We start from the raw sequence: 21,128 nt of genomic DNA, 5'->3' as shown, positions 1-21,128 counted from the left end.
CGGAGACGTCAGCGGTCGAGACGCGCGATGAGGGACGAGGTATCCCACCGATTGCCGCCGAGCCGCTGCACCTCGGAATAGAACTGGTCGACGAGCGCCGTGACGGGCAGATGGGCGCCATTGTGACGCGCCTCGGCCAGGCAGATGCCGAGATCCTTGCGCATCCAGTCGACGGCGAAGCCGAAGTCGAACTTGTCCTCGTTCATGGTCTTCCAGCGGTTCTCCATCTGCCAGGACTGCGCGGCGCCCTTGGAGATGACGGAGATCACCGCCTCGACGTCGAGCCCTGCCTTCTTGGCGAAATGGATGCCTTCCGAGAGGGCCTGCACGAGGCCGGCGATGCAGATCTGGTTGACCATCTTGGTGAGCTGGCCGGCGCCGGAGGGGCCGAGCAGCCGGCAGGCGCGGGCAAAGCTCGCGATGACCGGCTCGGCCTTGGCATAGTCGGCTGCATCGCCGCCGCACATCACGGTCAGAACGCCGTTCTCGGCGCCGGCCTGCCCGCCGGAGACCGGAGCGTCGACGAAGCCGAGCCCCATCTCCTTCGCCTTCGCATGGAGCTCGCGCGCCACTTCCGCCGAGGCGGTGGTGTGGTCGACGAAGATGGCGCCGGGCTTCATGCCGGCAAAAGCGCCGTCCGGGCCGATGGTGACGGCGCGCAGGTCGTCGTCATTGCCGACGCAGGAAAAGACGATGTCCTGCCCTTCGGCGGCGGCCTTCGGCGTCGGCGCTGCGCGCCCGCCGTTCTCGGCCACCCATCTCTCGGCCTTGGCGGCCGTGCGGTTGTAGACGGTGACCTCGTGGCCCTTGTCCTTGAGGTGGCGTGCCGTGGGATAGCCCATGACGCCGAGCCCGAGAAAGGCAACCTTCATATGTTCCGCTCCCGATGATTGGCGGGCCGATGGTGCGCACCGGGCCCGCGCCGGTTGATCATGCCGGCTTCAGATGCCGTGTCAGCCGCCGCTCGGCGACCGCCCACAGACGACGTACCCCTTCGACGAGGATGAGGTAAAGGGCTGCCGCCCACAGATACACCTGGAAATCGAAGCTGCGGGAGAAGGCGAGGCGCGTCACGCCCATGACGTCATAGATGGTGATGAGCGAGACGATGGCGCTCGCCTTGATCATCAGGATGAGCTCGTTGCCGAGCGGGCGCAGCGCGGTGACGAGCGCCTGCGGCAGGACCACCTTGCCGAAGGTCAGCCAGCGCGGCAGGCCGAGGGCGAAGGCGGCCTCCCGTTGGCCGCCGGGAACGGCCCGGATGCCGCCGCGCAGGATCTCCGCCTGGTAGGCCGCCGTGTTGAGGGTGAAGGTCAGGAGCGCACAGAACCATGCGTCGCGAAACAACGTCCACAGCCCCACCGCCTCGAAGGCGTCGCGCAATTGCCCGGCGCCGTAATAGACGAGGAAGACCTGGGCGAGCAGCGGCGTCCCGCGGAAGAAGTAGACATAGGAATAGGCAAGGGCGCGCGGCACGCTGTTCTTCGACAGACGCGCGAGCGCCACCGGCACGGCGAGCAGACCGCCGAGGATGAAGGAGATCCCCACGAGTTGCAGCGTCACGAGAACGCCGTCGAGAAAGCGCGGGCCGTAGCGCGCCATGAGGTCGAGATTGATGAGGCTGCCGAGGATGTCGCTCATGCCGGCCTCCGCGCCTGCCCGCGGCTCGTCCGCGCTTCGAGCCAGCCGAGCGCCCCGCCCGACAGCATGGAGAAGAAGAGATAGACGAGACACGCGACGAGATAGAAGAACAGCGGCTCCTTGGTGCTGCCGACGGCGATGTTCGTCTGGCGCATCAGGTCCGCGAGGGCGATGGTCGAGACGAGCGAGGTATCCTTCAGCAGCACCAGCCAGTTGTTGCCGAGGCCGGGCAGGGCGACGCGGACGAGCTGCGGCAGGACGACGAGGCGAAAGCTGAGTCGGGCGGAGAGGCCGAGTGCGCGTGCCGCCTCGCGCTGCCCGTTCGGGATGGCGTTGAGCGCGCCCACCCACACCTCGCTGGAGAAGGCGGCGAGCACCAGCCCGAGAGCGACGAAGCCGGCGAGGAAGGAATTGACCTGGACCTGCGCCCCGTAGCCGACGACGGATGCCAGCTTTTGCAGCAGCAGTTGGCCGCCGTAGTAGACGATGAACAGCGTCAGCAGTTCGGGCAGACCGCGGAAGACGGTGGTGAAGGCGATGGCGGCATTGCGGGCGAGGCGGTTCGCGGAGCGCTGGCCAAGGGCGACGAGCAGGCCGAGCATGAGTCCGAAGGGCAGTGTGAGCACCGCGAGGGCGATGGTGACGAGCGCGCCTTGCGCGAGTTCATCCCCCCAGCCGTCGGGGCCGAACGAGAGTAGGTCGAGATAATAGCTCATTCATTCACCGCCGGTGCCGCATCCGGACCCCGGCGGGCCCGCGCCTGCGGTTGGCTGTCGAAGCTGCCGTCAGCGCGCGGGGCGGGCGCTGCTGTCCCTTCCGTGCCGCGTGCGGAGGACGAGACGGGGACGTGTCGGCCGCGCGCCATGCCTGGCTTCGAGTCATGAGGCCGGCCCCGGATCCCTCTCTCGGAAGGAAGAGAGATCGCTTGTCGCCCCCATGGGCTTTCGACTCAATAGATCTCGAAGTCGAAGTACTTCTTCGCGATCGTGTCGTAGGTGCCGTCGGCACGGATATCGGCGATGGCCTTGCTCAGGAGCTCCTTGAGGTCCTGGTCGCCCTTGCGGACGGCAAGGCCGATGCCCTCGCCGAAATACCGCGCGTACTGCTTGTCGTCGACGTCGCCGAGGATCTTGCAGCAATCGGCTCCATCCTTCTTCAGCCAGTCGAGCAGCACGATCTTGTCGGCGAAGACGGTGTCGACGCGGCCGGACTTGAGATCGGCATTGGCCTCGTCGAGCGTCGGATAGAGCTTCACCGTGACGCCCTCGGGCCCATAGACGTCCTCGAGCATCGTCGCGTGGGTGGTTGAAGACTGGGCGCCGACGATCTTACCCTTGAGGTCGGCCGGGGTGACGCCGGTCAGCTTGGTATCCTTGGGCGCGACGAAGGACACGGGCGCGCTTGCGTAGCGCTCCGTGAAGTCGACCTGTTGCTTGCGCTCCTCGGTGATCGACATCGAGGCGGCGATGGCGTCGTATTTGCTGGCGAGGAGGGCCGGGATGAGGCCGTCCCAGTCCTGCGCCACGACGGTGCATTTGGCCCCGATCTTGTCGCAGAGCGCCTTGGCGATGTCGACGTCGAAGCCCTGCAGTTCACCGTTGGAGCCGACGAAGTTGAACGGGGGATAGGCGCCTTCCGTGGCGATGCGGATTTCCTTCCATTCCTTGGCGGAGGCCGCGCCCGTCAGGGCGAGAAGCATGGCGGCAACGGCAATGGTCAATCGCATGATGAACCCCTCGATCGGCTATTCTTCTGTTGTCCTGGCGGCTCTCGGCCGACCGGGCGCTGGCGTGATGTTTCCACGATCGCCACATTTCGGGCAAGGCATGTGGATGATTTGCCGCAAGGCGATGCGCTGGTCCGCCCGCCGGGGCGCGCCCCCGTGGATGTTGACCGGGTCTGCCGCCGGTCCCAATGTGCGCCCGTTCTAAGGAGGAGCAGATGGTGACGCGGGAGACGATTCTGGAGCGGCTGGCGAGCGTGGCGGGGCCCGACGGCAAGACGCCTCTGCCGCAGTCGGGAACGTTGTCCGAGATCGTCGTCCAGGATGGCAAGGTCTATTTCTCCATCGCCATCGACCCCGCCCGCTCCATGGAGCTTGAGGCGATGCGCCGGGCGGCCGAGGAGGCGGCGGCTTCCGTGCCGGGCATCGCCCAGGCCATCGTCACCCTGACCTCTGACCGGCCGGCAGGTTCCGGCCCCTCCGCTCCGGCTCAGCGCCAGCCCGGGCCGCGCGCTGCTGCGGCTCAGGCGAAGGCCGCCGTCGCCGGCGTCAGGCACATCATCGCCGTGGCGAGCGGCAAGGGGGGCGTCGGCAAGTCGACCACCGCCTGTAACCTCGCGCTGGCGCTCGCTCGCACCGGCCTTTCCGTCGGCGTGCTCGACGCCGACATCTACGGCCCTTCGATGCCGCGTCTCTTCGCCCTCAAGGGGCGACCGCAGGTCGTCTCCGGCCGCACGCTGAAGCCGCTCGAGGGCTACGGTCTCAAGGTCATGTCCATCGGCTTCCTGGTCGAAGAGGAGGCGGCCATGATCTGGCGCGGGCCGATGGTGATGTCCGCCATCCAGCAGATGCTGCGTGAGGTGGCCTGGGGCGATCTCGACGTGCTCGTCGTCGACATGCCGCCGGGCACGGGCGATGCTCAGCTCACCATGGCCCAGGCCGTGCCGCTTGCCGGCGCCGTCATCGTCTCGACGCCGCAGGACCTGGCGCTCATCGATGCGCGCCGGGGCGTCGCCATGTTCCGCCGGGTCGACGTGCCCATCCTCGGTGTCGTCGAGAACATGAGCACCTTCATCTGTCCCCATTGCGGCAACGCCTCCGATATCTTCGGCCACGGTGGCGCGCGCCACGAGGCCGAGCGCCTCGGCGTGCCCTTCCTCGGCGAGGTGCCGCTGCACATGACGATCCGCGAGAAGTCCGATGCGGGCCTGCCCGTGGTCGTCAGCGAGCCCGACGGTCCACATGCCCGGGCCTATCTCGACATCGCCCGAAAGATCGCGGCCGGTCTTGCAGACGGAGCCGCCGGCCGCGCCGCGCCGCGTATCGTGATCGAATGAGGCGGTCGACAGCCGGCCGCCCCGTGCGCAAAAATCCAGAGCCCGCAGGCGAGATTCCGTCTTGAAACGGTGCACGGACTGGCTTCATGTGACACGCCACAGAGGGAGCGCGGCAACGAACCGCCAGGGCCAAACGGGAGAGCTCAGAGGAGACGAACGGAAATGAAGCGTCGCCAGTTTTTGACCGCGGCAGGCACGGGCCTCGCCGCCGGCGCGGTTGCCATGCCCGCCATCGCCCAGTCCATGCCGGAAGTGAAATGGCGTCTGACGTCGAGCTTCCCGAAGTCGCTCGACACCATCTTCGGCGCCGCCGAGCTGTTTTCCAAGGCTGTGTCGGAGGCGACGGACGGCAAGTTCCAGATTCAGGTCTTCGCGGCCGGCGAACTGGTGCCGGGCCTGCAGGCGCTCGACGCCGTGCAGAACAACACCGTCGAGATGTGCCACTCCGCGTCCTACTACTATGTCGGCAAAGATCCGACATTCGCGCTCGGCACCGCCGTGCCCTTCGGCCTCAATGCCCGCATGATGAACGCCTGGTTCTTCCATGGCGGCGGTCTTGAGGTGCTGAACGAGTTCTACAAGAAGTCGGGCGTCTACATGCTGCCGGGCGGCAATACTGGCACCCAGATGGGCGGCTGGTTCCGCAAGGAGATCAAGTCGGTCGACGATCTCAAGGGCCTCAAGATGCGCATCGCCGGCATCGCCGGCCAGGTGCTCGCCAAGCTGGGCACCGTGCCGCAGCAGATCGCCGGCGGCGACATCTATCCGGCGCTGGAGAAGGGCACGATCGACGCGGCCGAGTGGGTCGGCCCCTATGACGACGAGAAGCTCGGCTTCCAGAAGGTCGCGCAGTACTATTACTATCCCGGCTTCTGGGAAGGCTGCGCGGCGCTGAACTTCTTCTTCAACGAGGCGAAGTGGAACGAACTGCCGGAGGTTTACCGCTCCGTACTGACGACGGCCGCGGCGCGCGCCAATGCCGACATGCAGGCGAGCTACGACGCCAAGAACCCGGGCGCGGTCAAGCGCCTCGTGGCGAGCGGCGCCCAGCTTCGGCCCTTCCCGCAGGAGGTCATGGAGGCCTGCTACAAGGCGGCCAACGAGATCTACGAGGAAACCTCGGCCAAGAACGCCGATTTCAAGAAGATCTACGACCACATGCGCGCCTTCCGCAATGACGAGTACCTGTGGTTCCAGGTCGCGGAATACACCTACGACAACTTCATGATCCGCGCGCGCGCGCGGGGCTGAGGTTCGCTGCACGCTATCGAGGTTCGCCCTCGCCATGGAAGCGCCCGGCGGCTGTCCGCCGGGCGCTTCTGCGTTCTGTTTCCATTCCTCTCCTGCCGGCGCCCCGCGCCATGGCCTCGAAGGGAACTCGCCACACTGAACTTTCTTACCAGTTGTGCTTGAGCCGCGAATATGCCTCAGTCGCAGATGGTTTCGGTGCGCGAAAAAACAGAGGGGCGCTCCGGGACTGCGCAACCTTGGGAGGAAATGTATGAAGCGTCGTCAATTTCTGGGTGCCGCGAGCGCCGGGCTCGCGGCAGGTGCTCTTGCTCGGCCCGCGATCGCGCAGTCGATGCCGGAGATCAAGTGGCGCCTGACCTCGAGCTTCCCGAAATCGCTCGACACCATCTTCGGCGCGGCCGAGGTCTTCGCGAAGGCGGTGTCCGAGGCGAGCGACGGCAAGTTCCAGATCCAGGTGTTCTCGGCAGGCGAGATCGTGCCCGGCCTGCAGGCGCTCGACGCGGTGCAGAACGGCACGGTCGAGATGTGCCACACCGCCCCCTATTACTACGTCGGCAAGGACCCGACCTTCGCATTCGCCACGGCCATTCCCTTCGGCCTCAACGCGCGCCAGCAGAACGCCTGGTTCTACCACGGCGGTGGCATGGAACTGCTGAATGCGTTCTTCGCCAAATACAATGCCCATGCGCTGCCCGGCGGTAACACCGGCTGCCAGATGGGCGGCTGGTTCCGCAAGGAGATCAAGACGACCGACGATCTCCAGGGCCTCAAGATGCGCATCGGTGGCTTCGCCGGCCAGGTGCTCAGCAAGCTCGGCGCCGTGCCGCAGCAGATCGCCGGCGGCGACATCTACCCGGCGCTCGAGAAGGGCACGATCGATGCTGCCGAATGGGTCGGCCCCTACGACGACGAGAAGCTCGGCTTCCAGAAGGTCGCCAAGTACTACTACTACCCGGGCTGGTGGGAGGGCGGCGCCGCCCTTCACTTCATGATCAACAAGGCGAAGTGGGACGAACTGCCGGTCACCTACAAGGCCCTGTTCAACGCCGCGGCCGGCATCGCCAATGTCGACATGCTCGCCAAGTACGATGCGAAGAATCCCGCGGCGCTGAAACGCCTGGTGGCGAACGGCGCCCAGTTGCGCCCCTTCCCGCAGCCCGTGCTCGACGCCTGTTTCGAGGCCTCCGGCGAGCTCTACGGCGAGACATCGGCCAAGAACGCCGAGTTCAAGAAGATCTACGACAGCATGATGGCCTTCCGGAACGAGGAATATCTCTGGTTCCAGGTGGCCGAATATACATTCGACAACTTCATGATTCGCGCCCGCGCCCGGGGGTGATGCGTACCGCCGGAAGCCTGGCAAGGAAGGCCCCGCCTTGGCGGGGCCTTTTGTTTGGAAGCTTCGGAAGGCATCGTTTCGCCCTTGCTCTTTGTCCGGCCGGACAGCACAGATAGCGCACCAGCGGGGGCCGGGCGGCAATGCATCCGTCCTGACGGGAGGCACGATTCTAAGGAGTTCGAACGATGAAGCGTCGTCAGTTTCTGCGGACGGCCGGGGTCGGCCTTGCCGCCGGCACGGTTGCCGCGCCCGCCATCGCGCAGTCGGCGCCCGAGATCAAGTGGCGCCTGACGTCGAGCTATCCGAAGTCCCTCGACACGATCTACGGCGGCGGCGAGGTGCTGGCCAGGGCCGTCTCCGAGGCGACGGACGGCAAGTTCCAGATCCAGGTCTTCGCGGCGGGCGAGATCGTGCCCGGCCTGCAGGCGCTCGACGCGGTCGAGAACGGTACGGTCGAGATGTGCCACTCGGCGCCCTATTTCTACATCGGCAAGGATCCGACCTTCGCCTTCGGCACGGCCGTGCCTTTCGGGCTCAACACGCGCCAGCAGAATGCCTGGTTCAATCATGCCGACGGCATGACGCTGCTCAACGAGCTCTACGGCAGGTTCGGCACCTACGGACTGCCCGGCGGCAACACGACGGCCCAGATGGGCGGCTGGTTCCGCAAGGAGATCAAGACGACCGACGATCTCAAGGGCCTCAAGATGCGCATTGGCGGCCTCGGCGGCCAGGTGCTCGCCAAGCTCGGCGTCGTTCCGCAGCAGATCGCCGGCGGCGACATCTACCCGGCGCTCGAGAAGGGCTCCCTCGATGCGGCCGAATGGGCCGGCCCCTATGACGATGAGAAGCTCGGCTTCCAGAAGGTCGCGCCCTACTATTATTATCCGGGCTTCTGGGAGGGCGGCGCCTCCATTCACTTCTTCATCAACAAGGCGAAATGGGAAGGCTTGCCGAAGAACTACCAGGCCATCCTGCGTCAGGCGGCGGCCTTCACCAACGCCGATATGATCGAGAAGTACGACGCCAGAAACCCGGCAGCCCTCAAGAGCCTCGTGGCCAGCGGCGCGCAGCTGCGCCCCTTCTCGCAGGAGATTCTGGAGGCCTCGCTCAAGGCCACCAACGAGATCTTCGACGAGATTGCCGCCAAGAACGAGCTGTTCAAGCGTGTCTACGATTCGATGAAGAGCTTCCGTAACGACGAATATCTGTGGTGGCAGGTGTGTGAATACACCTACGACAACTTCATGATCCGCAATCGCACGCGTGGGTGACGCAGGCTTCCGTGGCCATCAGCAAGAAAGGCCCCGGCATCGCCGGGGCCTTTCTTCTTTCTCTCATCGATCAGTCGAACTTCGGCGGACCGAGGTCCATCGGCGGGGCGAACTGGTCGAGCCCCGGCGCAAGATTCTGTAACTGCTGCTCGAGCTGCTGCTCGTCAAGCTCCACGTGGCCCGACTTGTAGTGAAGCACCATCTGGGGGAAGAGCATGACAATCGCGACCATGAGGATCTGGATGAGGATGAAGGGCAGGGCGCCCCAGTAGATCTGGCTCGTCAGGATCGGCGCCGTCGTCTTGCCGGTCAGCCGGTCACGATAGGCCTGCCGCGGCGCCACCGAGCGCAGGTAGAACAGCGCGAAACCGAACGGCGGCGTCAGGAAGCTCGTCTGCAGATTGATGGCGAGGATCACGCCGAACCAGATGAGGTCGATCCCCAGCCGCTCCACCGCCGGCACGAGGAGCGGGATGATGATGAAGGCGATCTCGAAGAAGTCGAGGAAGCAGCCGAGCACGAAGACGAGGAAGTTGACGAAGAGCAGGAAGCCGATCTCGCCGCCCGGCAGGGCGACCAGCAGTTCCTCCACCCACTTGTGCCCGTCGACCCCGTAGAAAGTCAGCGCGAAGACGCGCGCGCCGAGAAGGATGAAAAGCACGAAGGCGGACAGTTTCGCCGTCGAGAACGTTGCCTGCCGCAGGAGGTCGAACGTCAGCCGGCGCTTGAACAGCGCCAGCAGCACCGCCCCGGTCGCCCCCATGGCGCCACCCTCGGTCGGCGTGGCGACGCCGATGAAGATCGTGCCGAGCACGAGGAAGACGAGCGCGAGCGGTGGCACCATGACGAAGATGACCTCCTCCGCCATGCGCGACAAGAGCTTGAGCCGCAGGAGCTTGTTGAGGAGCGCGAGCACGAAGGCGATGGCCACCGCGAGCGTCATGGTGAGCACCACGAGGTCTGCCAGGTTGCGCACGTTGCTGCGCTGCATGACGAGATAGGCGGCCGTGCCGGCGATGACGGTCACGACGAGCAGCGACAGGCGCCGCGCGCGGCCGTCGGGATCGTTGAGCGTCTGCGCTTCCGGCGGCAGGCCGGGCGCCATCTTCGGACTCGCCATGCTGGCCACGAAGACGTAGCCCGCATAGAGCAGCGTCAGGACGACACCCGGGATGAAGGCGCCCTGATACATGTCGCCCACGGAGCGGCCGAGCTGGTCCGCCATGACGATCAGCACGAGCGAGGGCGGGATGATCTGCGCCAGCGTGCCCGAGGCGGCGATGATCCCGGTGGCGAGGCGCCGGTCATAGCCGTAGCGCAGCATGATCGGCAGCGAGATGAGGCCCATCGAAATGACAGAGGCGGCCACGACGCCCGTGGTCGCCGCGAGCAGCGCGCCGACGAAGACCACCGCATAGGCGACGCCGCCCCGCACCGTGCCGAACAGCTGGCCGATGGTATCGAGCAGATCCTCCGCCATGCCCGATCGCTCGAGGATGAGTCCCATGAAGGTGAAGAACGGGATGGCCAGCAGCACATCGTTGTTCATCGTGCCGTAGACGCGCTCCGGCAGGGCCTGCAGGAAGTCGGGCACGAACAGGCCGAGTTCGATGCCGATGAGGCCGAAGATGAGGCCATTGGCTGCCAGCGCGAAGGCCACCGGATAGCCGAGAAGCAGGAAGATGACGAGCGCCGCGAACATGATCGGCGCCATGTTGTGGATGAAGAACTCCACCATGGAGAGGCTCCTGAAGCGTTCGCGGATTGTCAGGGCCGGCCAGAGCCGGCGTCGGGCCCGAGGTTGTGGATCATCTGCTCCGCTTCGGCCACCTCTGGCGGAAGTTCAGCGTCGGCGTGGGGATCGTCGATGTCGCCGCGCAGCACCGCGATGCGCTTGATGAGCTCCGAAACAGCCTGCACCAGCAGCAGGGCAAAGCCGAGCGGCACCAGCATCTTCGCCGGCCATTGCGGCAGGCCGCCTGCGTTGAGCGATTGCTCGTTGATGGCATAGGACCGCTCGGCGAAGGGGATCGAGGTCAGCAGCATCACGACGCACAGCGGCATGAGGAAGAAGACCGTGCCGAAGATCTCGATCCAGTTCCGCACGCGCGGCGAGAGGCGAGCGTGCACCACGTCGATGCGGATGTGCTCGTTGACGATCAGCGTCCACGGCGCACACACGAGGAACACGGCGCCGAACAAGACCCACTGCAGCTCCAGCCAGGCATTCGACGACATGTCGAACGCCTTGCGGATGATGGCATTGACGGCTGAAATGGCGATCGCGACCACGATCAACCAGGCAACCCAGCGGCCGATGCGCGCATTGATCGCGTCAATGGCCCTTGAAATCGCAAGCAGAATCGACACGTAGACTCCCTTCCCGGACCGTCCGCTACCTCTCGTCTGGAGGTTTTTCCCCTGGAGGGCGGCCATTGATGGGTCTGACGCCCACCGCCCGGCACGGGTGGTAGCGCATCGTTCAGTCGCATACAAGCAGGGCGCTCGCGCCTTTCCGCACGGATGGCGGGCTTGTCGGATGCTGGTCTGAATCCTGGAGCCGGATGTCTTCAGGGTGTTCCAACCTGATCGGTCAATCCGTCTTCAAACATTAAGGCACAGGCTCTAGCGGCTGCGTCCGGAGCGGCCGTAGCGATGGGCGGCAAAGCTTGCGACGATGCAGATTGCCATCACGGCGATGAGCGCCGTCGGCGCCGCGACCACTGCCGCCCCCGTGATGAAGGAGACGAGCGCGCCGAGCCCGAGCTGCAGCGCGCCGGCGACGCCCGCGGCCGTGCCCGCCGCCTCCGGCCGGGCTGACAGCGCCCCGGCGGTCGCGCCGGGCATGGTGAGGCCGTTGCCCACCGCATTGACGACGAGCGGCAGGAACAGCGTCACCGGCGTCCACGGCATCATGGCGATGAGCACGACCTCGGCGCCTATGGCGGCGAGCGAGAGCACGGTGCCGATCGTTACCATGAGATCGGTGCCCATGCGCAGGGCATAGCGGCCGGACACGAAGTTGCCGACCATGTAGCCGAGCGCCGTCAGCGCGAAGAAGGCGCCATAGACATCCGCCGAACGCCCCATGCTCTCCACCACGACGAAGGGCGCGCCGGCGATGAAGGCGAAGAAGGCCGCGCTCGTGAAGGACATGGCGAGCGCATATCCGAGAAAGCCCCGGTCGCCGAGCAGGAGCGGGAAGGCGCGCAGCATGTCGCCGACGCTGGTGAGATGCGTCTTCGGCGCCGTCTCGCCGAGTACGGCAAAGGCATAGGCGAGCACCGCCACGCCGAAGAGCGTCTTCACGCCGAAGATGGCGCGCCAGCCGAGGTGGGAATCGATGACGCCGCCGACGAAGGGCGCCACCATCGGCGCCACCACCATGACCATGGTGAGATAGCCGATGCGGCTCGCCGCCTCGTCCCTTTCCGACGTGTCGCGCACGATGGCGCGCGCCAGGGCGAAGGCGGTGCCTCCGCCTGCCGCCTGTACGACGCGGGCGGCGAGCAGCGTCACGGTGTCGAACGCAAAGGCTCCGGCGAAGGAGCCGATGGTGAACAGCGCGACACCGCCGATGACGCAGGGCCGACGGCCGAACCGGTCGGAGATCGGGCCGATCACCACCTGCGTGACGGCGACGGCGAGCAGATAGAGCCCGAGGGTGAGCTGGATAGTGGCGTAGTCTGTCGCAAAGGTGCGCGCCAGCGCCGGTGTTGCCGGCGCGAGCACATTGAGCGCGAATGGCTGCAGGGCCGAGACCGCCACGAGGACGGCAAGGCTCGGCCGCGGCGGCGCCGTGACCGCCTGGGGCGGAAAGGGCCGGTTCACGGCTGCGCCGCCGGCACGGGCTTGGCCTGCGGCTGCGGCGCCGCGGCCGTGGCGCGGGCCTCACGCATGCGCACGCGCTCACGATGGATGGTGTAGACGCCGGCAGCGACGATGAGGCCGGTGCCAGCCATGGCGAGCGTGTCGGGCAACTCGCCCCAGACGAGGAAGCCAAGCATGACGGCCCAGACGACCACGCTGTAGCGGAAGGACGAGACGAGCGACACGTCCGTGCCGCGGCAGGCGACGATGAGGCAATAGTTGCCCAGCGAGACGAGCACGGCCGCCCCGGCGAGGAAGCCCGTGGCCCGGGCGTCGATCGGCTGCCACTCCTGGGTCGGCGACAGGGCGAGGCCGACGAGCGGCACGGCGGCGGCGCTGGCGATGGTGACGAGGCCGGTCGAGACTTCTGCCCGGATCTGGCGGGTGACGAGGTCGCGCGTGGCGGCGAGCGCCGCAGCGCCGAGCGCGACGAGCGCCCAGGCGTCGAAGCCGCCCATGTCCGGCTTGACGATGAGCACCACGCCGCAGAACCCCACGAAGACGGCGCACCACCGCCGCCAGCCGACGGTTTCGAGGCCGACGACGGCGGCGATCATGGTCATGAGGATCGGCGTCGCCTGCAGGATGGCGGTGATGTTGCCGAGCGGGATGTGGGCGAGCGCGGTGATGAAGGTAAAGGCGACCGCCGCCTCGAGGAAGGCGCGCAGGAGGAGCATGGGATTGCGCAGGCCGCGCCAGCTGCCGACCTGGCCGAGGGCGAAGGCGAGCACCGTCGCTGCGATGACGGCGAATAGGCCGCGCACGGCAAGGATCTGGCTTGCGGGATACGCACCCGTGGCAAGCTTCACCAGCGTGTCGTTGCCGCAGAAGAGCGCCATGGCGCCCAGCATCGCAACGATGCCGCGCCGGTTGTCGGCAGCCGTGGCCAAGATGAACTCCTCGGACGAAACAGCCGATGATTACGCCGCTTTGCCCAGCCGGTCGAGCTTGAACAGGCCGAGATCGAATGCAGGGCGTGCACCGCTGGCCAGATCTGCGAGAATGTCTCCGATCGCGCTGGCGAATTTGAAGCCGTGGCCGGAGCAGGGGGAGGCCACGATGACGCGCGGGTTGTCCGGCAGCGTGTCGATGACGAAATGCTCGTCCGGCGTGTTGGTGAAGAGGCAGCCGCGCAGCGACATCACCGGCCCGTCCGCGGCCGGGAAATAGTGGCGGATGCCGGCGCGCAGCGCCTCCTCGTCGCGCGCGTTGGCCTCGCGCGGCAGGTCGTCCGCCGTCCCCGTCTCGTTGAGATGGTGGTAGAGGCCGATCTTGAAGCCGGGCATGCCCCATTGCGGGAAGACGTAGAAGTGCCCGTGCTCAGTGAGGAGATTTCCGACGGGGAAACGGTCGAGCGCGAACAAGGCGGGGTCCTTCGGCCAGAACCAGCCGATCACCTGCCGCTCCGGCACGGCCTTGCCGGCGAGCGCCGGCACCATCTCGCCCATCCAGGCGCCGGCGGACATGACGAGCCGCTCGGCGTGATAGGTGCCCTGCGGCGTGCGCACCGAGACGCCTTCGCCGCCAGACGACCAGTCGAGTACCGGCTCGCGCCCCCGGATCTCGGCACCATGGCGCAGCGCCAGCCAGACATGGGCGAGGATGGCGCGCTCGCTGGCGACGAAGCCGCCTTCCGGCTGGTAGACGGCGGCATAGCCTTCCGGCAGCTGCCAGCCGGGAAAGCGCTCGGCGAGCTCCCGCGCCGTCAGCTCCTCATGGTCGAGCCCGTGCTCGATGCACGAGGCGAGCGAGCCCGCCGCCACGCGGCTGCCGCGCGGCCCGGCGTCGATGGAACCCGTGATGAAAAGCAACTGCTCGCCGTGTGCCTGTTCCGTCTCGCGCCACAGGCGATAGGCGTGGCGCAGCAGCGGCACGTAGTCGGGATGCTCGAAATAGGCGAGGCGGATGATGCGGTTGACGCCGTGCGACGAGCCCATGCCATGGCCGATGTCGAAGCGCTCGAGCCCGAGCACGCGCTTGCCGCGCCGCGCGAGATGATATGCCGCGGCGCTGCCCATGCCGCCCATGCCGACGACGATGACGTCGTAACGCTCACCCGCACCCATGGGCGCCTCCGCAAATCAGATGGCCGCCGCAGATCGGCAGCTCGGGGATAGATCGCGAAGAAGGGACTGTGCGTCAACCGCCGGTGACGCTCATGTGCCGGCCGACGGCGGGCTGGCGGCGGCGCCGGTCGATGACGAAGTCGTGGCCGCGCGGCTTGCGGGCGATGGCGCGCTCGATGGCCTCTTCCACCGGCCCGTCGCTCATCGAGGCGCGCAGCGGCGCGCGCAGGTCCGCCGCGTCCTCCTGGCCGAGGCACATGTAGAGCGTGCCCGTGCAGGTCAGGCGCACGCGGTTGCAGCTCTCGCAGAAGTTATGGGTCATCGGCGTGATGAAGCCGAGGCGCCCGCCCGTCTCCCGCACGCGGACGTAGCGCGCGGGGCCGCCGGTGCGATAGTCGAGCTCGTCGAGCGTGTAGCGCTCCGTGAGCCGCGCCTTGACGAGGGAGAGCGGCAGGAACTGGTCGACCCGCGCCGGCTCGATCTCTCCGAGCGGCATCACCTCGATGAGCGTGAGGTCCATGCCGCGCCCGTGCGCCCATTCCATCAGCGCGGGGATCTCGTTCTCGTTGACGCCCTTGAGCGCCACGGCGTTGATCTTGACGGCGAGACCCGCCTCCTGCGCCGCATCGATGCCGGCGAGCACCTTGTCGAGGTCGCCCCAGCGCGTCAGCGTGCGGAAGGTGGCGGGCGACAGCGTGTCGAGCGAGACGTTGATGCGCCGGATGCCGCAGGCGGCGAGGTCGCGCGCGTGGCGGGCGAGCTGCGTGCCGTTGGTGGTCAGCGTCAGCTCCTCCAGCGCGCCGCTGTCGAGATGGCGCGAAAGGGAGCCGAACAGGCGCATGATGTCGCGCCGCACCAGCGGCTCGCCGCCCGTGATGCGCAGCTTGCGCACGCCGCGGCGGATGAAGACGCTGCACAGCCGGTCCAGCTCCTCCAGCGTCAGCAGGTCGCGCTTCGGCAGGAAGTGCATGTCCTCGGCCATGCAATAGACGCAGCGCAGGTCGCAGCGGTCCGTCACCGATACGCGCAGATAGGTGATGGCGCGCGCGAACGGGTCGACGAGCGGCAAGGTCGGCCGGGCTTCGCCCCGGTCGAAAACGGTCGTGTCGGCCAATGCCGGTCCCTCCCTCCAGCGGCGCTGCCGCTCTGGCGTCTTTTACCGTACCAATTTAAGTGTCATCGCCAAGGCATCAATCCCGGATCGGCGCATCTCGCATGAAGCCCGATCACGGTCCCGCGCGTGGGAGCACCCGATCCATGGAAAGCATCCACTGGCCGAGCGAGGTCCGCCTGGCGAAGGATCGCCGCCAACTCCTCGTCACCTTTGAGGACGGGCGTCAGTTCGCGCTCGCAGCCGAATACCTGCGCGTGTCGAGCCCCTCCGCCGAGGTGCGCGGCCACGGGCCGGGCGACCGCAAGACGGTGTCGGGTAAGAAGAACGTCGAGATCATCGGCGTCGAGCCCGTGGGCCGCTACGCCGTCAAGCTCGTCTTCGACGACCTGCACGACACGGGCATTTATACCTGGGACTACCTCTACGAACTGGGCAACGACTTCGAGGCGAAGTGGCAGGCCTATCTTGCGGAGCTCGAGGAGAAGGGGTTGTCGCGGGAGCCGGTGAGGAGACGATGAGGGGAGGAGACTATGGCACGCCCGTCTGTGAATGCCTCATGGACGAAAGCCGGTCGCGCGGCGGCCGGCTTCGTCACAAACGGCAGTGAGCCAGCGGCTCAGCGCATCACCACAACCTTTGTGCCGACGCGCACGCGGTCGTAGAGGTCGACCACATCCTCGTTCATCATGCGGATGCAGCCGGAGGACACCGCCTGGCCGATGGTGTCGGGCTCGTTGGAGCCGTGGATGCGATAGAGCGAGGAGCCGAGATAGAGGGCGCGCGCGCCGAGCGGGTTGTCCGGGCCGCCGGGCATGTAGCGCGGCAGGTCGGGCCGGCGCTTCAGCATCTGCGGCGGCGGGCGCCAGTCGGGCCACTCGCGCTTCATCGATACGGTCTTCACGCCGCCCCAGGTGAAGCCGGGGCGGCCGACGCCGATACCGTAGCGAATGGCGCGACCGTTGCCGAGCACGTAATAGAGCCGCCGCTCCGACGTGGAAACCACGATGGTGCCGGGGGCGTGGCGGCCATTGTAGGCCACCGTCTCGCGCGTAATGCCGCTCGCCTGGGGCTGATACTGCTCAGCCTCGTAGAGCGGCTGACGTGTGAGCGGGTCTATCTGATAGGCGCCGGCCGGGGTGGCCGCGAGCGCCACGAGACCGGTTATGGCAATGAGAATGCCGCGCATCGGTTGCCTCGATGGGTGGGTGCGGGATGATCTTAAGAATGGCAAAAGGCTGTCGAAGGTTCCGCCTCGTTTGGCCAATGTGTCCAAACCTCGGCCTTCGCGCAACGACAGTGTGGCGCTCCTGCGGCCAAAACATCGTGATCAGCCCGCCGCGTGGCGGCCTTGCCACACCGGTGGCTTCGGGTTGCTGGCATGGCGTAAATGAATACTCAACACTCGATGCCGTATTTTAGTCGTATGTGATTAAAATGGGGTCAGACGTCATGGCGGATTCGGCGAATTCAATGCATGGCGCGCAGGCCGATGCGGCCGGAGCGCGCATTCGCACGCTTGCGACCAATCTCGCCGTCGTGGGCCTCGACAGCGCTCTCGTCTGCGCCGAGACGGGCGGGCTGGGGCGCGGCACGGCGGAGGCGGCGCGCCGTCTCGCCGCGCTGGCGGCCCGCATGGAAAGGGCGGCCTGGCCGCTGGGCGTGCCGCAGCGCGCGGATCAGGCAGGAGACGGCTGGCAGGCCGCGCTCGAGGTGGCGGAGGAGGCATCGGCGGTCGCCGGCAGGCTGCTCGCCGCCGCGGTCACGGCACGACGAGCGGCCGATGGCGAAGGCGAGGCGGAGGCGTCATCCGCGCCCGTCGGCGCCACGCCCCGCGCCGTGGCTGCGGGCCGGCGCCTCGAGGCCCGCTCGGGCGATGCGCGCCGCATCGCCGCCTGGCTGCGCGCGAACAAGGTGCGTTGACGGAAGAGGAGAGGGAGCGCGCCGTCGGCGCGTGCCTGACCGACCGGCCTGTATACGCCACCGCCGTCAGGCCCGCGCTCGTCGCGGGCATCCACGCCGCGAAGTTCGGCAACTGCAAGCAGTCGTTGGCCGGGGCAAGCCCGGTCAGGCCTGTCATGCCAAGGGCGTGCAGGCGCGGCGCTCAACGCCGGCCATGGCTCCATCCCGGTGATGATCGCCCCGAACGGTGGGCGTCAATCGACGCATGGGTGCGCAAAAAAGTGCGCAAACCGTGTATGTCGGGCAGTGGCCCAAGCGTCAGGAACGGCGCTAACGTATCGATTTTTCTGCGGAAAATGATGGTGGGCGTGACAGGGATTGAACCTGTGACCCCTCCCGTGTGAAGGGAGTGCTCTCCCGCTGAGCTACACGCCCGAGCCATAGCATCGCCTGCCGCCGCAGGGCTCGTAGGGCGCCTTCTATGAGCACCGCGCGCCGGCGTCAAGCGAGGAAGCGCACAATGTCGCGTTGCCCCTGTGCAAAGGCCGCGCTACTGCTCGTGTCATGTGCGATCGAGAGGGATGAATGCGGCTGCCGCGCCTCCTCGCTGTTCTGGCGCTCGCCTATGCGCTCGCCCTGCAGGCCCTGCTTGCGGGGGCGGTGGGCATCACGCCCGCCGCGGCGGCGGATCGTTCCGGCGTGCCCCTCGAACTCGCCTGGTGCATGCCGGGGGGCGGCGATCACGCGAGCGGGGACGAGGCGCCCGGCGGGCACCACGACCTGCGCTGTATCCTGGCCTGTGGCCAGCTCACGCCTTCGCCGGCGCTCCTGCCGGCGGCCGTGCCCTCTGCGGCGCCCGTCGCACGCGCCTTTCCCGACGGACCGGTCCCCCTTGCGGGCGAGCCCCTGTCGCGGCGGGACCTCTCCCGCCTCAAGCCGGCGCCGCGTGCGCCGCCGTTGATCTGATCCCGATCAAGCGCTTTCAGGCATTCACGGCGTCCGTGGGAGCCATTGACGGACATGGGATCCGTCGCCCGCCCGCCGCCATCGGAGATCAGGTTCATGACATCGCTTTCCCGCGCCGGCCTCGCCGCGCATCGCACCCCATCCCGTCGCCGCTTCCTCGTCGGTGCGGCGGTCCTCGCTGTCGGCCTCGCGGCGCTGGTCAGCCCCGCCTCGGCGCACGGCTACAAGGCCGGTGCCCTCAAGATCGGCCATCCCTGGTCGCGCGCGACGCCGGCCAATGCCCCGGTCGCCGGCGGCTTCATGACTATCGAGAACACCGGCGAGACGGACGACCGGCTCGTCGCCGTCAGCGCCGAGATCTCCCCGCGCGGCGAGATCCATGAGATGAAGATGGAAGGCGACGTCATGAAGATGAGCCCGCTCCCCGAAGGGCTCGTTATCAAGGCTGGCGAGACGGTGAAGCTCGCGCCCGGCGGCTACCATCTCATGTTCATGCCCTTGCAGCGGCAGCTGAGGGAGGGCGAGGCCTTCAAGGGCGAGCTCGTCTTCGAGAAGGCCGGCAAGGTCGCGGTCGAGTTCAAGGTGGAGGGCATCGGCGCCCGCGGCGACGGCAAGACCGACGCGCACAAGAGCCACACCACCCATTGAGGAGCAGCGCCATGAGTCGTTTGCGCATCATCCTGTGGAGCCTCGTCGCCGTTATCGCGCTGGTCGCGGGCGCCCTGTGGATCGTCGGCGACCGTCTCGTGGCGCCCCAGGGGGGTGTCCGGACGAGCGGCGTCGCCAATATCGGCGGACCGTTCACCCTGACGACGCACGACGGCAAGAAGCTGTCGTCGGCCGATCTCGCCGGGCGCCCCTTCGCCGTTTTCTTCGGCTTCACCCATTGCCCGGACGTGTGCCCGACGACACTCTTCGAGATGTCGGAGAATCTGAAGGCGCTTGGCCCGGACGGGGACAAGCTCACCGTGCTGTTTATCTCGGTTGATCCCGAGCGCGATACGCGTGAGCTGATGGCGACCTACCTCGAGTCGTTCGACCCCCGCATCATCGGCCTCACCGGCACCCAGGAGGAGATTGACGCGGTGGTGAAGGCCTATCGCGCCACCTATCAGCGCGTACCGACCGAGGGGGATGGCTACACGGTCAATCACACAGCCTCGGTCTATCTCATGGATCGGCAGGGGCATTTCGCCGGCACGCTCGACTATCACGAGCAGCAGGACACGCAGATGCGCAAGTTGCGCCGGCTCGTCGAGGGCTGAAGGCTTCAGGAATCGGCGAGGGAACTGCGGCGGTATAACGCCGCCGCGGCATCCCACAGAGCGTCGAAATGCTCGATGATGATGTCGGGGCCAAGCTCGCTCACCGGCGTCATGGTGTAGCCGAACGGCACGGCGATGACCGGGATACCGGCGGCCCTGGCGGTCGCGATGTCGGTCTGCGAATCGCCGACCATCAGGGCCGCCTCCGGCACGCCGCCGGCGGCCGCGACCGTCATCGTCAGGTGGCGCGGGTCGGGCTTCGAGAACGGGAAGGTGTCACGCCCGCAGATGGCATGGAAATGCCCGGCAATGCCGAGCGCCTTGAGCAGCATCACCGAATGGTGCTCGAACTTGTTGGTGCAGACCGCGAGCCGCCAGCCGGCGGCACGGAATCGCTCGAGGGCGGCCGCAACACCAGGAAAGAGCCGCGTCTCGACCGCGATGCGTCCCGCATAGATCGAGAGGAAGCGCTCGAAGAGCAGGTCGAGATGCGCGGGCGCGACGCTGCGGCCGTTCGCCGCGATGCCCCGTTCGAGCAGTGCCCGGGCGCCGGCACCGATGAGGTCGCGCGCCTCGCTGAGCGGCAGTTGCTCGAGACCTTCCTCGGCGAGGATCAGGTTCAGCGTCGCGATGAGGTCGGGCGCGGTGTCGGCCAGGGTGCCGTCGAGGTCGAAGACGATGGTCGCGATGGTGTCGGACATGGCAGAGCGCTAGCCGATGCCGCCGGCGCGGGCAAGCCCGGCAAGCCGTCGGGCCACAGGTCGCCCCGTTCTCGCCGGCGGCGCGATGGTAGAATGCCGACGCGATTCGCCCGCATCGGAGTTGTCATGTCGCCCATCGTGAAGTTGCCCGCCGCCGCTGCCCTGCTTGTCGCCCTCGTCCTGCCCGCGCAGGCCAACCAGTTCGAGTTCAAGGCCGCCCCGCAGACAGACCTCAACCGCATCTACCGCATCGATCGGGTCACGGGCGAGGTCGGCGCCTGCCAGTACGGCCTCAAGGAAGGCACCATCGGCGTCACCTTCTGCTATCCCGCGGGCGAGGGGGCCGGACCGCAGAAACCCGGGGAATATGGTCTCGTCGCCTCGCATCACCAGAAGGAGGCGGGCGTCTTCCGCGTCAATTACCGTAGCGGGGAGATGAGCGTCTGCTACGTCTTCAACGATCAGGTCGTGTGCACGCCGCAGGCCACCAGCGCCGCGCCGGCCGGCGGGGAGGGCGGCGAGCAGCCGGCCGCGGGCGACAGCGGCCAGCGCGGCTCCGGTGCCCGCTGATCTGCCCTGCCTTTCCGCTGCCCGAAGCGCATGGTAAAGCGGCTCAGGACAAGCGGACCGGCACGGGCGGCGGCCGATCGGGCATGCGGCGCACCGGCTGGCGGATTCGGGG

The 21,128-nt window shown here is 67.3% G+C and carries 21 protein-coding genes, 1 tRNA gene and 1 pseudogene; 10 read left to right on the top strand and 13 right to left on the bottom strand.

The window, feature by feature from the left end; translation table 11 throughout:
• Positions 1-8 precede the first annotated feature (8 nt).
• The 4 genes and pseudogenes from ASC46_RS09320 to ASC46_RS09305 form a co-directional block, all read right to left on the bottom strand.
• Positions 9-896 (bottom strand): annotated as a pseudogene (locus tag ASC46_RS09320) (NAD(P)-dependent oxidoreductase); the annotation flags it as partial.
• 34 nt (positions 897-930) lie between these two features.
• The gene (locus ASC46_RS09315) at positions 931-1,641 is read right to left on the bottom strand and encodes an ABC transporter permease (RefSeq protein ID WP_055459043.1); all 711 of its coding nucleotides are present in this window, start codon (positions 1,639-1,641) and stop codon (positions 931-933) included.
• Positions 1,638-2,357, bottom strand: coding sequence for an ABC transporter permease (locus ASC46_RS09310; protein WP_055459042.1), 720 nt, complete (start codon positions 2,355-2,357; stop codon positions 1,638-1,640). Before ASC46_RS09310 ends, ASC46_RS09315 begins: the two co-directional genes overlap by 4 nt.
• Positions 2,358-2,590: 233 nt before the next feature.
• Positions 2,591-3,367 (bottom strand): ABC transporter substrate-binding protein, encoded by a 777-nt coding sequence (locus ASC46_RS09305; RefSeq protein WP_082464778.1) that lies wholly within the window; start codon positions 3,365-3,367, stop codon positions 2,591-2,593.
• Between the two features lie 215 nt (positions 3,368-3,582).
• Between ASC46_RS09305 and apbC the strand changes: the two genes are divergently transcribed.
• The 4 genes from apbC to ASC46_RS09285 all read left to right on the top strand — a co-directional run bounded on the left by apbC (position 3,583) and on the right by ASC46_RS09285 (position 8,565).
• The gene (gene apbC, locus ASC46_RS09300; protein ID WP_055459040.1) at positions 3,583-4,701 is read left to right on the top strand and encodes an iron-sulfur cluster carrier protein ApbC; all 1,119 of its coding nucleotides are present in this window, start codon (positions 3,583-3,585) and stop codon (positions 4,699-4,701) included.
• Between the two features lie 162 nt (positions 4,702-4,863).
• Positions 4,864-5,952 (top strand): TRAP transporter substrate-binding protein, encoded by a 1,089-nt coding sequence (locus ASC46_RS09295; protein ID WP_055459039.1) that lies wholly within the window; start codon positions 4,864-4,866, stop codon positions 5,950-5,952.
• Positions 5,953-6,202: 250 nt separating this feature from the next.
• Complete coding sequence (locus ASC46_RS09290) at positions 6,203-7,291, top strand: TRAP transporter substrate-binding protein (protein ID WP_055459038.1); 1,089 nt, start codon at positions 6,203-6,205, stop codon at positions 7,289-7,291.
• 185 nt (positions 7,292-7,476) lie between these two features.
• Entirely contained in the window at positions 7,477-8,565 is a 1,089-nt protein-coding gene (locus tag ASC46_RS09285; RefSeq protein ID WP_055459037.1) for a TRAP transporter substrate-binding protein, read from the top strand.
• Between the two features lie 70 nt (positions 8,566-8,635).
• Here the strand turns inward: ASC46_RS09285 and ASC46_RS09280 are convergent, their stop codons facing one another.
• From ASC46_RS09280 to moaA, 6 genes are all read right to left on the bottom strand, one after another.
• Positions 8,636-10,303: a TRAP transporter large permease gene (locus tag ASC46_RS09280; RefSeq protein ID WP_055459036.1), complete on the bottom strand. Its 1,668-nt coding sequence runs from the start codon at positions 10,301-10,303 to the stop codon at positions 8,636-8,638.
• Positions 10,304-10,332: 29 nt separating this feature from the next.
• Entirely contained in the window at positions 10,333-10,935 is a 603-nt protein-coding gene (locus tag ASC46_RS09275; protein ID WP_055459035.1) for a TRAP transporter small permease subunit, read from the bottom strand.
• A 255-nt stretch (positions 10,936-11,190) separates the two neighbouring features.
• Positions 11,191-12,396 (bottom strand): multidrug effflux MFS transporter, encoded by a 1,206-nt coding sequence (locus ASC46_RS09270; RefSeq protein ID WP_055459034.1) that lies wholly within the window; start codon positions 12,394-12,396, stop codon positions 11,191-11,193.
• Entirely contained in the window at positions 12,393-13,325 is a 933-nt protein-coding gene (locus ASC46_RS09265; RefSeq protein WP_055459033.1) for a DMT family transporter, read from the bottom strand. Before ASC46_RS09265 ends, ASC46_RS09270 begins: the two co-directional genes overlap by 4 nt.
• Before the next feature lie 30 nt (positions 13,326-13,355).
• Positions 13,356-14,501 carry an N-methyl-L-tryptophan oxidase gene (solA, locus tag ASC46_RS09260; RefSeq protein ID WP_055459032.1) on the bottom strand — a complete coding sequence of 382 codons (1,146 nt, stop codon included), beginning with the start codon at positions 14,499-14,501 and terminating at the stop codon, positions 13,356-13,358.
• A 73-nt stretch (positions 14,502-14,574) separates the two neighbouring features.
• Positions 14,575-15,615 carry a GTP 3',8-cyclase MoaA gene (gene moaA / locus ASC46_RS09255; protein WP_055459031.1) on the bottom strand — a complete coding sequence of 347 codons (1,041 nt, stop codon included), beginning with the start codon at positions 15,613-15,615 and terminating at the stop codon, positions 14,575-14,577.
• 143 nt (positions 15,616-15,758) lie between these two features.
• Here moaA and ASC46_RS09250 point away from each other — a divergent pair, with 143 nt between their 5' ends.
• The gene (locus ASC46_RS09250; RefSeq protein WP_055459030.1) at positions 15,759-16,133 is read left to right on the top strand and encodes a gamma-butyrobetaine hydroxylase family protein; all 375 of its coding nucleotides are present in this window, start codon (positions 15,759-15,761) and stop codon (positions 16,131-16,133) included.
• Positions 16,134-16,231: 98 nt separating this feature from the next.
• Here the strand turns inward: ASC46_RS09250 and ASC46_RS09245 are convergent, their stop codons facing one another.
• The gene (locus ASC46_RS09245) at positions 16,232-16,801 is read right to left on the bottom strand and encodes a L,D-transpeptidase (RefSeq protein WP_055459029.1); all 570 of its coding nucleotides are present in this window, start codon (positions 16,799-16,801) and stop codon (positions 16,232-16,234) included.
• Positions 16,802-17,085: 284 nt separating this feature from the next.
• On the opposite strand from ASC46_RS09245, the gene ASC46_RS09240 reads away from it, so the two are divergent.
• On the top strand, positions 17,086-17,535 hold the full coding sequence (locus ASC46_RS09240; protein WP_210165988.1) for a hypothetical protein: 450 nt from the start codon (positions 17,086-17,088) through the stop codon (positions 17,533-17,535).
• A gap of 339 nt (positions 17,536-17,874) precedes the next feature.
• Here the strand turns inward: ASC46_RS09240 and ASC46_RS09235 are convergent.
• A tRNA-Val gene (locus tag ASC46_RS09235) sits at positions 17,875-17,949 on the bottom strand.
• A gap of 150 nt (positions 17,950-18,099) precedes the next feature.
• On the opposite strand from ASC46_RS09235, the gene ASC46_RS09230 reads away from it, so the two are divergent.
• The 3 genes from ASC46_RS09230 to ASC46_RS09220 all read left to right on the top strand — a co-directional run bounded on the left by ASC46_RS09230 (position 18,100) and on the right by ASC46_RS09220 (position 19,745).
• Entirely contained in the window at positions 18,100-18,480 is a 381-nt protein-coding gene (locus ASC46_RS09230) for a DUF2946 family protein (RefSeq protein ID WP_055459027.1), read from the top strand.
• 96 nt (positions 18,481-18,576) lie between these two features.
• Entirely contained in the window at positions 18,577-19,128 is a 552-nt protein-coding gene (locus ASC46_RS09225; protein ID WP_055459361.1) for a copper chaperone PCu(A)C, read from the top strand.
• Positions 19,129-19,139: 11 nt separating this feature from the next.
• Complete coding sequence (locus ASC46_RS09220; RefSeq protein ID WP_055459026.1) at positions 19,140-19,745, top strand: SCO family protein; 606 nt, start codon at positions 19,140-19,142, stop codon at positions 19,743-19,745.
• A 5-nt stretch (positions 19,746-19,750) separates the two neighbouring features.
• Here ASC46_RS09220 and gph read toward each other — a convergent pair whose 3' ends face one another.
• Positions 19,751-20,446, bottom strand: a complete 696-nt coding sequence (gene gph / locus ASC46_RS09215) for a phosphoglycolate phosphatase (RefSeq protein WP_055459025.1) — start codon at positions 20,444-20,446, stop codon at positions 19,751-19,753.
• Between the two features lie 93 nt (positions 20,447-20,539).
• Between gph and ASC46_RS09210 the strand changes: the two genes are divergently transcribed.
• Positions 20,540-21,016: a hypothetical protein gene (locus ASC46_RS09210; RefSeq protein ID WP_055459024.1), complete on the top strand. Its 477-nt coding sequence runs from the start codon at positions 20,540-20,542 to the stop codon at positions 21,014-21,016.
• The last annotated feature ends 112 nt before the right edge of the window (positions 21,017-21,128 follow it).

This window comes from Chelatococcus sambhunathii, from assembly GCF_001418005.1.
GTDB lineage: Bacteria > Pseudomonadota > Alphaproteobacteria > Rhizobiales > Beijerinckiaceae > Chelatococcus_A > Chelatococcus_A sambhunathii.
The sequence above is the reverse complement of the archived record's forward strand: the minus strand, read 5'-3'. Positions and strand labels throughout refer to the sequence as shown.